Source organism: Paraburkholderia sp. UCT31 (assembly GCF_014397655.1).
Lineage (GTDB): Bacteria > Pseudomonadota > Gammaproteobacteria > Burkholderiales > Burkholderiaceae > Paraburkholderia > Paraburkholderia tuberum.
Genome location: NZ_VZQP01000071.1, coordinates 19,222 through 35,204 on the forward strand (window position 1 = coordinate 19,222; position 15,983 = coordinate 35,204).

General features: G+C 59.9%; 7 protein-coding genes. 3 read left to right on the top strand and 4 right to left on the bottom strand.

All coding sequences use genetic code 11. The annotated features are described in order from the left end of the window. Window positions 1-81: 81 nt before the first annotated feature. From F6X40_RS36605 to F6X40_RS36620, 4 genes are all read right to left on the bottom strand, one after another. Window positions 82-1,512, bottom strand: a complete 1,431-nt coding sequence (locus F6X40_RS36605) for an ATP-binding protein (RefSeq protein ID WP_184062549.1) — start codon at window positions 1,510-1,512, stop codon at window positions 82-84. 69 nt (window positions 1,513-1,581) lie between these two features. Continuing rightward, window positions 1,582-2,610 carry an alpha/beta hydrolase gene (locus tag F6X40_RS36610; RefSeq protein ID WP_187631239.1) on the bottom strand — a complete coding sequence of 343 codons (1,029 nt, stop codon included), beginning with the start codon at window positions 2,608-2,610 and terminating at the stop codon, window positions 1,582-1,584. 228 nt (window positions 2,611-2,838) lie between these two features. Continuing rightward, window positions 2,839-5,385 (bottom strand): ATP-binding protein, encoded by a 2,547-nt coding sequence (locus F6X40_RS36615; RefSeq protein ID WP_187631240.1) that lies wholly within the window; start codon window positions 5,383-5,385, stop codon window positions 2,839-2,841. Between the two features lie 178 nt (window positions 5,386-5,563). After that, window positions 5,564-7,120 carry an ATP-binding protein gene (locus F6X40_RS36620; RefSeq protein WP_187631241.1) on the bottom strand — a complete coding sequence of 519 codons (1,557 nt, stop codon included), beginning with the start codon at window positions 7,118-7,120 and terminating at the stop codon, window positions 5,564-5,566. A 369-nt stretch (window positions 7,121-7,489) separates the two neighbouring features. Here F6X40_RS36620 and F6X40_RS36625 point away from each other — a divergent pair, with 369 nt between their 5' ends. The 3 genes from F6X40_RS36625 to F6X40_RS36635 are packed head-to-tail and all read left to right on the top strand — an operon-like array spanning window position 7,490 to window position 15,859. Further along, window positions 7,490-8,173 carry a response regulator transcription factor gene (locus F6X40_RS36625; protein ID WP_187631242.1) on the top strand — a complete coding sequence of 228 codons (684 nt, stop codon included), beginning with the start codon at window positions 7,490-7,492 and terminating at the stop codon, window positions 8,171-8,173. Between the two features lie 38 nt (window positions 8,174-8,211). Beyond that, window positions 8,212-13,206 (top strand): AAA family ATPase, encoded by a 4,995-nt coding sequence (locus F6X40_RS36630; protein WP_187631243.1) that lies wholly within the window; start codon window positions 8,212-8,214, stop codon window positions 13,204-13,206. Further along, window positions 13,166-15,859, top strand: coding sequence for a PAS domain S-box protein (locus F6X40_RS36635; RefSeq protein ID WP_187631244.1), 2,694 nt, complete (start codon window positions 13,166-13,168; stop codon window positions 15,857-15,859). The genes F6X40_RS36630 and F6X40_RS36635 overlap by 41 nt, the downstream gene beginning before the upstream one ends. The last annotated feature ends 124 nt before the right edge of the window (window positions 15,860-15,983 follow it).

Sequence of the window (15,983 nt, forward strand, 5' to 3'; positions counted from 1 at the left end):
AGCGTTGCCGGGATCGCGCCATTTGTCAGCCTCGTTCAGGCTCTGATTACGGCTGGCCCGATGGACGAAGGGGCTCGTTGTTCAGGTGCTCAAGGCTAACAGCTTGCCGAGAAGGTTAACATCGCCTTCGAGAGATTTTTGAGTTGCCCGCTTAGGGGCGTGCTCGTCGAAGGCGCATTGGAACTTCTCTGAGACGTACGCCCGGGTGCATTCGAACAGGCTATACATCGCCTCTGGCCCGTCGAAACAGACGTTAACAAGTGACTTCGAGACCAGCTCATCCATGCTTTCAATCAAGCCGCCTGTCGTCACTGCCATGTGGTTGACGACTCCACGCAGCGAATCAAAGCTGAACGGTCTGTCGAACCGGTAAAGTTGAACGAGCAGGGCCTGGGCCGGGTCGCTCAACAGGTCGAAGCTGGCATCAAAGGCTGCCTGTAGACAGCGATGCCGCGCCGTCGCAGTGCGGTATCCCCCGGACAGGAACGACAGTCCATCGTTCAGCAGGCGTCGCACGCCTTCTACGCCCAATAATTCCGCTCGTCCGGCGGCCAACTCGATTGCAAGTGGAATACCATCCAGGCGCTGACAAATCTTTGCGATGCTCTCTATCTCAGCGATGCGAGGGACAAACCTCGGGCGCATCTGCTGCGCATGATGGACGAACAGCTGGACAGCCGGGCTGTTCAGCATCTCGTCGCAACGGTCCGTGAGTTTGGGAACATCAAGCGGATGCACCCTGAAAACCGTCTCACTTCGAATCCTCAGCGGCTCCCGACTCGTAACCAGGAACTGGATATTCAGGCTTGCTGCCAACAATGCTTCTACGATTTGTGCAACAGCTGAGATGACATGCTCCGCGCCATCGAGTATCAACAACCACGGCGCATTCGATAGCGCTGCTCTTAAACACTCGGAAGAGACGATTTCCTCCGGCATTTCGACGCCGCAACCGCACGCGATGGCACTCAGCACCTCGTCAATCGTGGCTAGGGACGCAAGATCGACAAAGGCCACCGTCGCCGGGCATGACGGCACTATCCGATAGGCGACTTCAAGTGCAAGGCTCGATTTTCCGACACCACCTGTGCCCGTCAGCGTAAGCACCTGGGACTCCACCATTGCCTCGGCTGCCTTGGCGACGACTACGTCTCTCCCGACGAAATTCCGGACGCGGCGCGGGAGCGGCCGCGGACCGGCGGCGGTACGGAATTTCGGGGGTACGTCCTGAGACGGGGCCAACCGGTAGCCACGGCGGGCGACCGTGATGATGAGGTCCCGGTCATCACCCAGCGCCTTGCGCAGCGCAGAGATGTTGACGTCGATATTGCAGTCTTCGACGATGGTGCCGGGCCAGACCGTCTGCATCAGCTCGGACCTCGACACCACTCGACCCTGTGCCGAGGCGAGCGTCACCAGCAGGTCGAAGGCGCGCGAGCCCAGCCGCACATCCTGGCCATCACGCCGCAAGCGTCGCGCGTCCATATCGAGTTCGATTCGGCCGATTTTCATAAGGTCGCCTCCAGCAAGGGAAATGGACACGCGTGTCTTCGCCATCGGTGAGTGGTGAAGTCAGGTCGGTTACCGCCGGAGTGCGCGCTTTATAACGCTGCTGGCGTGTCTGAACGCAGCGTCTGTCGGACTGGTTTCAGCCAGGCCATCGAAAACCATAAAGTCATGAATCGTGCCGATATAACGAGCGGCATTGACTCTGACGCCGGCGCGCATGAGCTTGCGGGCATATTCTTCGGCGTCATCTCGCGTAATGTCGTTCTCTGCTGTGATGACGAGTGCGGCAGGCAGGTCTTCGAGTTCGTCGGGTTTCGACTGTATCGGCATCGCCGCCGCGAGTGACCGAGATTTCTCGGGAAACTGCGACTCGATAAAACGCTCCAGCGCTCTCGCCGTCATACCGGGCCCCGTCGCGAACTGACGATATGACTGCGTGGTGGAATCTGCCGACAGGATGGGGCAGAACAGCACTTGCAGGTGCAGACTCGGGCCATGCCGGTCCCTCGTCCATCGCGCCATGACTGCAGCGATGTTTCCGCCCGCACCGTCGCCGGCCACCGCAATCGCGCGAGCATCGACCTGCAGCGCTTCGGCATTTGCAGCGACGTATTGCAGTGCGGCGTATGCCTCTTCGTTTTGTGTCGGAAACAGCGCGCGAGGTGCAGGCGAACAAGAGACGAAGACAACCGCCACCTCTGCTTCAGCCGAAAGGCGTGACACGAGCCTGCGGTGGGTTGCGAAGCTCGCCATGCGCCAGCCGCCGCCCGGATAGTAGAGCACGACGGGCAGTAAGCCCGGCGTGCCGGCCGGTCGCACGATGTGCACGTCGACGGAGCCAGTCGGTCCAGTCTTGAAGGTCAGCGCTTCGGTCGTGACGGCATAGTCGTCCGCGGAACTGTTGTCACTGTCGGCGCGGCAGGGGAACGACGGCTGTTCGGCGAGCAGCGAATCCGGATGCATGCCGGCTTCGGAGACCAGATCGAGAAATTGCTGCGTCTCGGGGTCCAGTACTGGGTGGGACGTCCATGGCGTCGCGAGACGCGGTGACGCGGAATCGACGGTTCTTGCAGGCGGAACGTGGTCCATGAAAGCCGACATATGAGAGTTCAGCGGTTGGGGGGACTCCCACTCGCGCCACAGACAGTGTCAACTGCACCTGCTGAGCCTGAAACGATGTCGAGTCCCGGTAACCGCTATTCTCCAGGCGATGCGCCGGGACCGTTCAGTTAAAGTTTGCTAAGAAGCGTTAGCCGCAGGTGCAAACCCGGCAGCGCGTCCGCGTCAGGCGCCGCCTCCGCGAGGCTCACCCTTGCAAGGTGCGGCCCATTACACGCTCGAGCGCGCATGCTCATGAAGCACCTCGCTCACCCAGGACGGCTCTGCAACGCGATCCGCCAGAATCAGCGCATCCATGGAGACTTTGCACCCGGCGCTTGCAAACGCTTCCAGTTGGGGAACGGTTGCTCTGGAAAGGGCGATAGGCCTGCCGCCAAGAATGTTTTCGAATCCTTCCCCGTAGATGTCCCAATGCGCCAATCCCCGCCGGCTCGTGCACTCGCGAAGCTTGCGGGTGAGCTGCCGGGCGAAGTCATGCTCGCCTGCCCAGATCATGACGGGTATTGAGCCGAGTGCGAGGCCGTAGACGATCGACAGGTCGTGCCCGATCGAAGCGACGAGCTCGGCGCAGTCCCTTGCCAGCTTCACAGGGCGCTCAGTCTCGCCTTGCAGCCAAAGAATTCGCATGTACACCACCATGCTTGCGATGCGGCCATCCATTTGTGCATCATTTGCCCTTGCAAGATTTTCCCGCGTGGGGCCAGCTTCGAGGGCGATGACCTGTTCAATCAGCGTTCGCGCTTTCGCCTGGTCGCCGAGGTAGTGGTGTGCAAAGGCGAGATTGCGGCTCGACATCTGATTGAGCGTGGAGTCTCCGAAACGATTCGCGAATGCCTGCATCGCCTCGGCCAGTGCAAGACCTTCCACGTATCGACCTGTGACAAGCCGATGCGCAAATACGCCCCACAAAATGCGAAATTCCAACGCCTCGTCACCCAATCGTCGGCTCAGGGCGTAGGCACGTTCAAAAGCACGTGCCATTTCGATGGTTGGCCCACGCGTGTGCCAGAGCGAGTGTCCGTAGGCCACCAGCAGTTCGACGTGTCGCGTGCTACCGGCCTGCTCCGAGCCCTCAACGGCTGCAATGGCGTGTTCCGCCATGCTAAGGAACTCGTGCGGCCGCGACAGATGGAGCCAAAGTGGTGCCGTGGCGATAACGAGGTCGATTTCGAGCTCGGAATCCCCCTCCTGATGCGAGGCCCACTCGAACGCCGCGCGGATATCGTCAATTCGCTTGCTGAGCTGGGCGAGCCATTGGGGTTGCGCCTTGCCCTCCCAGGCGGCGCCCAGGTCCGCGAAGGTCTCGCAGCAATGTATCGTAAGCAGGCGCCAGGCCTCGTTCGCTTCGCCGGCTTCCAGCAATCGAAGGTGTGCGTATTGGCGGGTTGTATCGAGGAGCCGATACGGGTTGTCGGCATCACTGATATCACGTGCGACAAGCGACTTGGCGACAAGGCCGCTGATTGCGTCACATACCGCCAGTTCATCGATCTGCCCACGACCTGCCACGGCAACGGCTTCACGAATGCCAAACGAAGAGCGCATCACCGACAGCCGGCGCAGGACGTGCTGCTCATGCGAGTCCAGCAGCTCGTAGCTCCAGTCAAGCGTCGCTTTCAACGTTTGATGCCGCGGCAATGCGGTTCGGCGCCCTTGTGTGAGTAGCGCAAAGCGGTCGTCCAGGCGCGCGGCGATCGCACCCACGTCCATGTGCGCGACGCGCGCCGCGGCAAATTCAATCGCCAAAGGAATTCCGTCCAGGCGCCGGCAAATGTCGGCCACGGCGCCGATGTTCGAAACCGTGAACTGAAAGGCGTCGTCGGCAGCCCTCGCCCGGTCGTGAAACAACGAGATGGCCGGATAACTTCCGGCCTCCTCGATGCCAATCCTCGCACCCACTTCCGGAAACGGCAGGGCCGACAGCCGATGCACCGACTCGCCATCCGCGCGCAACGGCTCCCGACTTGTTACCAGAAGGTACACGCCAGATGCGCCTTGCAGCAATTGTTCCGCGACCTGCGCAACCGCCTCGACGACATGTTCGCAATTGTCCAGGATCAATAGTATTGGCGTGTCGCCCAGTGAGGCAAGCAGGTCCGGGACTGGATTGCCGCTGAATACGGCGACGCCGAGCGTCGACGCCACGGTACTGGCGACGCTCGCCTTGTCGGAAACGGGGGCGAAGTTGACGAATAGTGCCCGGATACCGGTACGCTCGGAAAAGCGATGCGCTATAGCCACGGCGACCGTGGTCTTGCCGATGCCGCCCGGACCGGCGATGGTCAATAGCCTGCGTTCGGGGAGCTGGTCGGTCAGGCCGTCAATGACATCCTCCCGGCCGATGACCCGGGTGAGGGTCACGGGCAACGCTCGCGCACCTTCATCGGGGGTGCGGGCCGGCGCAGTCGGCGTGGCGGCGGTGAATTGCGTAGCCCTCGTGGAATTGACCGGCACCGCGAGCCGATAGCCGCGTCCATTGTCGTTCACGATGTAGCGGCTGTCCGATTTGCCATCGCTCAGCGCTTTCCGAAGCGTGGAAACGTGCACACGAAGCGCGCCATCGTCGACCACGCTTTCTTTCCAGACCTGGTCGCGCAGTTGACGCGTTGAGACCAGTTCGCCACCGTGCTCGGCTAGCACGATAAGAATGTCGAGCGCACGACTCCCAATGCGGACTTCATCGCCATTTCTGGTGAGGACACGCTGCGGGAAATCGATGCGGAACGGGCCGAAAGTCAGGCTATACCGGGCAACCATCAAACCACCATGCAGGTCAATAGTACGGCCATCCGTTACGGCCACACTAAATATCTGATGATTCTATCACCGCAAAGTCTGATTTCCTGTCTGTGCGGATGGATGAGTCTTCGCCACGTCGATGACGAAAGCATCCAGTGTCCTTTGCCGTAACGAAGACGGAGGCTCAAATCAATTGTTAAGAGGCCAGTCGCCAAAAATCCCGCAGAGCTTCAGGCTGCGCGGCCGTGTAGGGCGCTTGCCGCGAGGTTTGGGTGAAATCCTCGTCGGTGTTTTGGCCGCTGGCGTACAGGGCGTATCGTTCCACGATTGCGTCCAGTTCACCGGCCTCGGCAAGCTTTTCTCTTCCGTACGCGCGGGCCAGCGCCAACACGTGATACGTGACCACGGTGCCTTCGAAGCGAATCTCGACCATCGATTTGTCGACGAGTTCGCAGACGCAATCCATCACCGCCGAGTCATTGAGAGCGTCATCGCGGGCGATAAGGCACGCGGCCTCAGCGTTGAACGGATAGCCGAACACGCAAAAGCGCCGAAATACCGCCCGCTCCCGGTCGCTGAGCATCTCGAAACTCCAGTCCAACGAGGCTCGCAAGCTTTTCTGTCTTTCCTGCGCGGTTCTGAAGCCGCCGCCCAGGTAGAGCAACGGTTTCTCGAGCCCAACTCGGAGATGCTCCAGTCCAAGAATCGAGGCGCGCCCCGCCGCCAATTCAATGGCCAGTGGGACACCGTCCAGGCGTCGACATATGTCGTCGATCAGCCGTAGGCGGTCACAGCTCATATCCATGTTCTGCCCGTTGGAGAACAGACGTCGCTGGAACAGCCGAAAGGATGGGGAGCGAAGCGCTGCCCCAGGGGCATCCTCGACGTCAGGCAGTGCAAGCGGGCCGACGCGGTAAACAACTTCACAGGGCACGCGAAGCCGCAGTCTGCTGGTAACGAGGAAGCGCAGCTCGGACGTATAACGGCAAGCGAACTCCAGGAACTGAGCCACGTATTCGACGACATGCTCGGCATTGTCGACGATGAGCAAGCCCTTCGTGCCCGCGAGCATCAGTGCAACGCGCTCGAGGTCGGATTCCCCGCTGTCGACCGGGATACCATAGCTGGCGGCCAACGCCTGAGCCACGCCGCGACAGGTGTTGTGGGCGGCAAGCTCGACGAAGTGAATCTCGGGGTCGCATTGCGCCGAAACGCTGCGGGCAATTTCCCGGGCAATCGATGTTTTGCCGATTCCCCCGGCGCCCACAAGCGTTAGAACGCGTGTGGATGGCAGCAGCGACCTGATTTCCGCGATGGCGCTTTCCCGCCCGATCAGTCGCTCTTCCCTCGGCGCCACGTCCGATTTGACGCGAATGGGGCGGTCCTGCGCAACCTCGTCAAAGCTGGGTGCGTCGATTCGGGAGGCTATCAGTTGGTAGCCACGTCGTGGCACCGTTACAATGAACTTGCCATCGCGGCCGAGTGCCTTGCGGATCCAGGAGAGGTGCACATGGAGGTTGTTTTCCTCGACCACCGTATCTGGCCAGACCACCTCCATGAGTTCATTCTTCGTGACGACGCGGCCGGCTGCCAGAGCAAGCACAGCGAGGATGTCGAATGCGCGAGACCCCAGTTCCAGTACCTCAGCGCGACGGCGCAACAATCGCGCGCTGAGGTCGATCTCGCATTCACCAATTCGGATAACCCGCGCACCGGAAGTGCATGTCGAGGGGCGTAGTGTTGCTTGAGTCATGGCGCTTTCGTCCGTGGGCAACCCGGAGGTTTCGGCGGGCAGCTGAGTTATTCACTAGTTGTCATGCCGCGTACGGTCGGTGTCGCAGGGATATTAGCTGAGTCGTATTTTCCGCCTTGTGAACGCCGCATTAATTATTGTTAATGTTTTTACAAGTGGGGACGTGGCAGTTTTCGGCCGAGTGGGTGTGAGAGGTCAGCATTGACAAAATATGGACGAAACGTTAACGAAATTTAATGAGCGCATGGAAGCTTGTGTTTTCGGGCGAAGCGGATAATCCAGGGTTGGCTGTCGATCAGAAGAGAGCGGCATCACTGCCGAGATGCGTTAACTGCCCGGCTCGGCATCCCCAATTCAAAAGTCAAACTGATGAAAATCTTGTTAGTAGAAGACAACGTGCAGGTGGCCGGCTTCCTGAAAAAGGGTTTGACGGAAGCGGGTCATGTGGTTGATTCCGCGGATAACGGCCGCGACGGGATGTTTCTGGCCATGGGGGGCTGCCCTTACGATGCAATCATCCTCGACCGCATGCTGCCGGGCGGGCTTGACGGACTTAGCATCGTCGCGGCAATGAGGGCAACCGGGAGCAAGGTCCCGGTGCTTATCCTGAGCGCCCTCGATGCTGTCGACGAGCGGATTCGGGGTCTCAAGGCAGGCGGTGACGACTATGTGGTCAAGCCGTTCGCGTTCGGAGAAGTGCTCGCGCGACTGGAGGTGCTCATGCGCCGGTCACCGAATGAAGCGGTCGAATCGACGCTCAAGTGCGCGGACCTGTGCATCGACCTTTTTTCACGCAAGGTGTCACGTGCCGGGAAAGTCATTGTCCTCAAGCCGCGCGAATTCAAATTGCTCGAATATCTGGTGCGGCACGCCGAGCAGGTCGTCACCCGGACGATGCTCCTCGAGAACATCTGGGACTACCACTTCGACCCGCAGACCAACGTGGTGGATGTGCATGTCAGCAAGCTTCGGCAAAAGATCGATGCCGGGTTTGAAGTGTCACTTCTAAGAACTGTTCGAAACGCTGGGTACATGCTTTCGGCGAATGGATAACAGCCGGTGTCGGAGTGGAGAGGGAACGGCGGAGACTCATGGATATCGAAGAATCGGCGGCGCAAATGTTATGGGACGATGGTCTGTTCGTCCTGTCGCGAATCGACGCTGGCGACGGCCGGACGTCACGGTTGTCACTGAGGCCAACGGCTAGTCAGCCCTCCGGTCAAACGCTGGCCTTGCTCGAGAACGCCTTTTCGCTTCGTGCCCACCTGGATGGACCCCGCTTCACGCAGCCTGTTGAGTTCGTCCGCGATAGTTCTTCCATTACGCTGCAGCTCGAGGACCCGGGCGGCATCGTGTTGCCTGCACTCGATACGTCTCTGTTGTCATTCGGCCAGATCGTGACGATAGCCGCGAACGCCACGGCTGCCTTTGAGATGTTGCACAGGAAGGACGTCATACACAAGGATGTCCGGCCGGCGCATCTTCTTGTCAACCCAGCCAACTGGGCAGTGGCTCTGACGGGCTTCGGTCTGTCGACGCGCGTCGATTCTGCTGGAAAAGAGTCGACTCACCCGGTCATCCTCGCGGACGCACTTCCTTACCTGGCTCCCGAGCGCACTGGGCTCGTCAACCGGCCGGTCGACGCTCGCGCCGATCTATACTCGCTGGGCATCCTCATCTACTGGATGCTGACGGCAAAGTATCCGTACTCCGCTAACTCCCCTGGGGAATGGCTTTACTGTCATACGGCGAGGAAGCCAACTCCTCTGCGCGAGCGCGTTCCTGACGTTCCTGAATCGCTTGAAGCCATCGTCGAGCGATTGCTCGCAAAAGCGGCGGAAGACCGCTACCAGACCGCGCGCGGAGTCGAATACGACTTGCGTCTGTGCGCGGAGCAACTGCGCACAGGAGACTGCCTCGCGCCATTTGCCCTCGGAACGGCAGACTCTGACGACCGGCTGCTGATACCAGACCGACTGTATGGGCGGGAAGCGGAATTGAGCGCACTGACTCAAGCTTTCGACCGCGTGGCTCATGACGGTACGACCGAATTCGTGCTGGTGTCCGGTTACTCAGGGATCGGGAAGTCATCGCTGGTTGGAGAATTCCACCAAACGCTGAGCCGCGGGCGATTTGCGTCGGGCAAGTTCGATCAGTACAAGCGAGATATCCCCTACGCGACGATTGCACAGTGCATAGAGACAGTCGTCGAACAGATCATCAGGGAGGACAAGCGCGAACTGGTGAAGTGGCGCAAGCGCATCCAGTACGCGATGGGACCGCATGGCCGCCTGCTCACCGACCTCATCCCCGCGCTGGAAGAAATCGTCGGGCCGCAACCGGCAGTCGCCGAATTGCCGCCTCTGGACGCTCAGAAGCGCTTCGTCACTGCTTTGATTCGCTTCATTGGAGCGTTCGCGACACCCGCACAGCCGCTTGTACTGTTTCTGGACGATCTCCAATGGCTGGACGCAGGAACCATTTCGATTCTGGAGGCGCTCGGCCGAGGCTCCGCAATTGCCCACTTTCTGCTCGTTGGAGCCTTCCGTGACAACGAGATCGGCCCCAGTCACCCTCTCGCTCGCGTGATCAGCGACATTCGAGAAGGCTCGGTGCCAGTTCATGACGTGTTGCTGGCCCCCTTGGGGGTTGGCGATGTGGAGCGACTCGTTTGCGATACCACTCGCGGTGATTCAGCAGAGGCCAGAAGGCTGGCGCGACTGATGTTCGAGAAGACGGGCGGAAACCCGTTTTTTGCGGTTCAGTTCCTGCGCGTCCTCGCCGAGGAAGGTCATCTGACGTTAAACCGTGCCTCGCGGGAATGGGTGTGGAATGTCGAGCAGATTGCGCAGGGAGCTTTCCCCGATAGCGTGGTTGACTTGCTGGTGAACAAGATCGTGCGGTTGTCTGACCGCGCGCGACGGCTGCTCGTTGATTTCGCTTGTCTTGGTGCCACGACGGCTACGTCGGTATTGGCGCAGGTGAGCGGGCAGTCAAGCGGAGAAGTCGACTCGGCGCTCGGCGAGGCAATCGAGCAAGGCCTGGTTTACCGCCGTTCGGAGGGCTACGCTTTCGTCCACGACCGGATTCAAGAGGCTGCATACGCGTTACTTGGGGAGGCCGAGCGCGCGCCATCGCATCTTCGCATCGGAATGCGGCTGGATACGGGAGACGCCGACCCGAATCTCGAGCGGAATATTTTCGAGGTCGTCAACCAGTACAACCGGGCACTCCACGCAATCAGCGACTCTCGGGTCCGCACGCGCGTAGCCCTCCTGAATCTCCGCGCTGGCCGTCGCGCGAGAGCAGCGGCTGCCTACGGTACGGCGCTGAACTATCTCACGGTAGGGAGTCGGATTTTCGGCGAGGATGCGTGGGAGACACATTACTGCGAGAAGTTTTCCCTTGAGCTTTTGCTCGCAGAATGCACGTTCCTCGCTGGCAGTCCAATCCAGGCAGACGACCGCCTGCGTCGTCTCGAACGATATGCCGGGAGCGTACGCGACAAGGCCGCAGTGGCTTTCCTTCGGATCACGCTGCATACCGCCCTGGACAAGATGCACGCCGCGGTAGAAATTTGCCTGAGCTATCTTCGCGAGGTCGACGTCAATTGGGTACCCCATCCGGACAGGGAAGAGGTCGATAGAGAGTACGCAAAGGTGGTCGCTCATGTTCAACGCGGCTCGATTGCAGAATTGCGTGACAATCGATTGCTCGATGACGAAGCGCTTGAGGCGACGCTGAACGTCTTCACAGCCGTTTTGCCGCCCGCATTCTTCACTGACGAAAACCTGGTGTGTCTTGTGCTGACGCGCATGGCGAATCTCAGCATAGCGCACGGCAACACCGATGCATCTGCGTTGGGTTTCGCCTATTTAGGAATGGCTGTCGGTCCATTCTTCGGCGACTACGAGAGCGCCCATGAGTTTGGCAAGCTCGGGATGGCGCTCGTCGATGAGAAGGGGCTTGACCGGTTTCGCGCCCGTGTCTACCTGTGTTTCTCGTATCACGTCATGCCGTGGACAGAGCCGATACGAACAGCGATTCCGCTCTTGCGACGAGCATTCGAAGTGGCAACACAATGCGGCGACCTGACATACATCGGGTTCAGCAGTTGTTGCCTGGTCACCACTCTGCTCGCCGCCTCTGCGCCACTAGCCGAAGTTGAAGAGCAGGCAGTCGAACGGCTGCATGTCGTCCGGTCCGCCGGATTCGGGTTGATTGTCGACATCATTGATTCGCAGCTCTCATTGATTCGTGAATTGCGCGGTGGCGCGTCATGGTTTGGTTCACCCGAATCGGAATATCCGAACGCGAAGGCTCTGGAACAGCACCTCGAAGGCAATCGGGCACTCGACATTGCGGCATGCTGGTACTGGATTCGCAAACAGGAGGCGCGCTACCTGGCGGGCGACATCGCTGGTGCGATGGAGGCAGCGAACAAGGCAGCCCCCTTGTTGTGGACGACATGGGGGCACCAGGAACTCGCCGTTTACCACTTCTTTTCTGCGCTGACGTGGCTCCAGGAGTGGGATGCCCACTCATCGCAAGCCGACGTTCTCGCTGACGCGAGGCTTGCCGAGCACGTGAACAAGCTCCGCGCTTGGGCATTGAGCGGTCCGACGAACTTCGCCGCGCGTGCAGCGCTGGTCGAAGCAGAAGTCGCACGCGTGCGCGGCAACGCTTTTGAAGCCATGCGGCTATACGAGCGAGCCATCGAAAATGCAAAAACGCACCGATTGCTGCATGTCGAGGCGCTAGCCAGCGAGATAGCCGGACGGTTCTATGCCGACCGCGGCTTCGCGACCATCGCCGCGGTGTACTTGCGTAATGCCCGATCGGCCTACCTGAACTGGGGGGCAACGGCGAAAGTCAGAATGCTGGAGGCGGCATATCCGGACCTCGGGGCTAACGAGCCGGGAGGTCCGTTGTCAGGGGCCGTGGGAAGTCAGCTGGAGATGGAGACGGTCGTCAAGGCGTCACAGGCGATATCGAGCGAAAGGGTACTCGACAGTCTGATGAATACACTGATGACCATCGTGCTCGAGCACGCGGGCGCGCGGCGCGCGCTGCTCATCCTTCCGCACGAAGAGCAGCTTTACATTGAAGCCGAGGCCAACGAGGGAGGTAACGTCCGCGTAGAGCGGCGAACTGCCTCGCCGCGGAACTTGCCGCTCTCCCTGCTTCACCATTGTCTTCGCACCCACGAAACGCTTCTTGTCGATGATGCGACGACGGAAAACCCGTTTGCCTCTGACGAGTATTTCAGTGGCAAAGGCTCACGCTCGATGCTCTGTTTGCCCCTCATCAAGCAGACGAGACTGGTCGGCGCGCTGTACCTCGAGAACGAGCTCGCGCCGGGCGCGTTCACGCCGCCGCGCATGGCGGTGCTCAAGTTGCTGGCGTCCCAGGCGGCGATTTCTATCGAGAACGCCAGCCTGGAGAAGGTCGAAGCACTTCTCGAAGAAAAGGACGCTCTGCTGAAGGAACTGCACCATCGGGTGAAAAACAATCTGCAGCTGATTAGTAGTCTTCTCAACCTTCAGGCAGCTCGTGTGCAAGATAAGGTCGTGGCGGAGCTGTTTCAGGAGAGCCGAAACCGCGTTCGCTCGATGGCGATGGTCCATGAAAATTTGTATCGTGCGGGCAACTTCGCGCGAATCGACATGGCGCCTCATATCAGGAATCTGTGCGCGCACCTGTCGCGCGTTTACGAACTGAGTCAATCGAACGTCATCCTGGAGGTTGTCGTCGACGACGTTCAGCTCGACATGAATCGCGCGATAGGATGCGGCATGATCGTCAACGAGCTAGTTTCGAATGCACTCAAGCATGCGTTTCCGAACGGTCGAAGCGGGCGGCTGCGCGTTGGGCTGGCCGCGGAAGAAGACCATCGGTGCCGCTTGAGGGTCGCCGACGACGGTATCGGCTTGCCGCCGGAGTTTTCACTTGAGCGTGCCGAATCCCTGGGACTGCAGCTCGTATTCGACCTTTCCCGGCAACTCCACGGGTCAATCGAGGTTAGTCGCGAGAGAGGGACGGCCTTTGACATTGATTTCAGACTCCAGCAAACGGGCGGCCACTAACATGTCTTCTGCGCGAATACTGATTGTCGAAGACGACCGGGTGGTCGCTCGTGACATTGCCCAACAAATGACTCGGTGCGGGCACGTCGTCATAGGTTGCGTGACGACCGGCGAGGATGCGATAACGGTTGCCGCAAAGGAAAAGCCAAGCCTTGTCCTCATGGATGTGCGCCTCGAGGGAAAGCTGGACGGCATTGATGCGGCTCGTCAGTTGCGCGAGTCGCTCCGTTTGCCCATTGTGTTCCTGACGGCTTATGCCGACGAGGAAACGGTCCGGCGCGCCACAGTGACCGAACCATTCGGTTACGTCCTGAAGCCTTTCGACGACCTGCAACTGCGTACGGTTGTCGAGATGGCCCTCTATAAGCACGATGCGGAGCGTCAGCTGCGCGAGAGCGAGCAGCGTTATGCGGTTACGCTGGACTGCATCGGCGATGGCGTCATTGCGACTGACTGTAAGGGACACGTTACGCTCATCAATCCCGTCGCCGAGGTGTTGACAGAATGGTCGCGGGAAGACGCTGTCGGGCAGCCGCTCGAGAAAGTCCTCCGGCTAATCGACGAGGACACGAACGCGCCACTGAAATTCAGCGTGTCAGCAGCCCTGGGCGAGGGCGGCTTCGTTTCTTTTCCCCCGAAGACGATGCTCGTCGGTAGAGCAGGGCGCATGGTGTCCGTTGAAAATCGTGGAACGCCGATTGTGAACGACTCGGGCAACGTCATCGGCATGGTGCTCGTTGTGCGTGACGCTACAGCGTCACGTCAGGCAGCCGAGGCGGAAATTCTGCGCGAAACCAACGATCGGCTGGACGGCGCGATGCGCGGCTCGAAGGTCGGGGTGTGGGCCATTGATCTCGCGGGCGAAGAGGGGCGGGACCTGTCGCTGAGGTGCTGGAACATCCAGGCATGGCTAGGTTACACGGAGGCTGACGCCGCTCCCGGCATCGCGCGCGTGATGGAGGTCATCCACCCGGAGGACAGGCAACGCGTTTGCGCCGCGTTTTGGCGGTGCAGCCGGGAGCCAGGCGGGCTGTTTGGCATTGAACACCGCGTGCTCCACCGCGACGGGTCCTGGCGATGGGTCTTGACGCGTGGCGCGGGTCCTCGGTTTTCTTGCGGGCCGGCTACGCGCGTCTCTGGGACCATGGTCGATATTACGGACTTGAAGCGTGCAGAACTCGCACTGCGAACCAGCGAAGAGCGCTTCCGTGGAACCTTTGAAAACGCAGCCGTGGGTATTGTTCATTGTGACCAGAGCGGCCGGTTCCTCCGCGTCAACCGGCGCTATTGCGATATCGTTGGCTACAGTCGTGAAGAATTGCTCTCGATGACGTTCATGGAAGTCACAGCGGTTGGCAGTGTTCCAGAGAGCATCAATCAATTCAAGAAACTGCTCAAAAACGACTTCTCGCATTACACGGAGGAAAAAGTCAACATACGGCGCGACGGATCGCGCGTGTGGGTCAGTGCGACCGTGTCGTTACAGCGTGATTCCAGCCAGCAGGTTCAGCATACCATTGCGATTATCCAGGACATCTCGGCGCGCAAAGCGCTCGAGGAGACGGTGCGTGTTGCCCGGGACGAGGCTGAATTGGCGAACAAGGCGAAGGACCAGTTCCTGGCTAACATCAGCCACGAACTCCGGACCCCGTTGAACTGCATTCTCGGATATACGCAGGTTCTGCGGCGCGATGACAACCTGAGCGTTCGTCAAAAGTCGCATGTTTCGCTGATCGAGCAAAGCGGGTCGCATCTCGTCACGTTGATTAATGATTTGCTTGACTTCGCGCGCGTCGGCGCCGGTCGAATTGACCTGGAGCTGAACGATGTTTTGCTCGCGCCGTTCCTCGAAATGCTTGGGGAGATGGTTGGCGTGCGGGCTCGTGAGAAGGGGCTCGCGCAGATTTGTGCGGCTGCGCCAAACCTGCCCGCAGTGGTTCGCGTTGACGAGAAGCGATTGCGGCAGGTACTGCTCAATCTGCTCTCCAATGCCGTGAAGTTCACGGACATCGGAGAGGTGGCATTCTCGGTGAAGTTGGTCCGAGGTGGCGTTTTGAGGTTTGAAGTGAAAGATACCGGGACTGGCATTAAGCATGACCAACTCGAGCGAGTCTTCCAGCCATTTGAACAGGCTGGTGACATCGAGCGCAGGAGCGCCGGGCTGGGGTTGGGGCTTTCCATCAGCCAACATTTGGCACGGCTTATGGGCAGCGATATTCACGTCGAGAGTGAATACGGGCGAGGAAGTCGATTCTGGTTCGACCTGGCGGTTGAGTGTCCCGCTCACGAGCCGCTGGTGCGTGACGACGCCGGCGATCGGCAAGCTCCACGCGACGAATGCCTGATGTTTGCCGGACGTGACGGTGTGCGCCCGGCAACTGAACATGTGGCCGAGCGTCCGCGCCGGATTGGCGCAACGCCATCCGACGCCGAAGCGGTCTCGTCGTTCGTCCTGCCGCCGCGTGCGAGCATGGAGGTGTTGCACGATCTCGCGCGCAGAGGTTCGATGCGGGAGGTCATGCGACACGTTGAGTCGCTTCGGGCGAGCGACACCCGCTATACGGCATTCGCTACCAGAGTAGGCAACCTTGCGGAAAGCTTTGAGTCGCGAGAACTGCTCGTGCTCATCGAGAAACACCTGAACGGAAGTTAGGGAAACGCTGATTAATGAACTGTCGGATCGGCTTGCAGATCAAGACGCGTCAAATTTTCTGGATAACGAATCGAATCGACGCTCATTTCGGTGAATTTGGCTCGCAAACGAGCCCCTCTTCTCT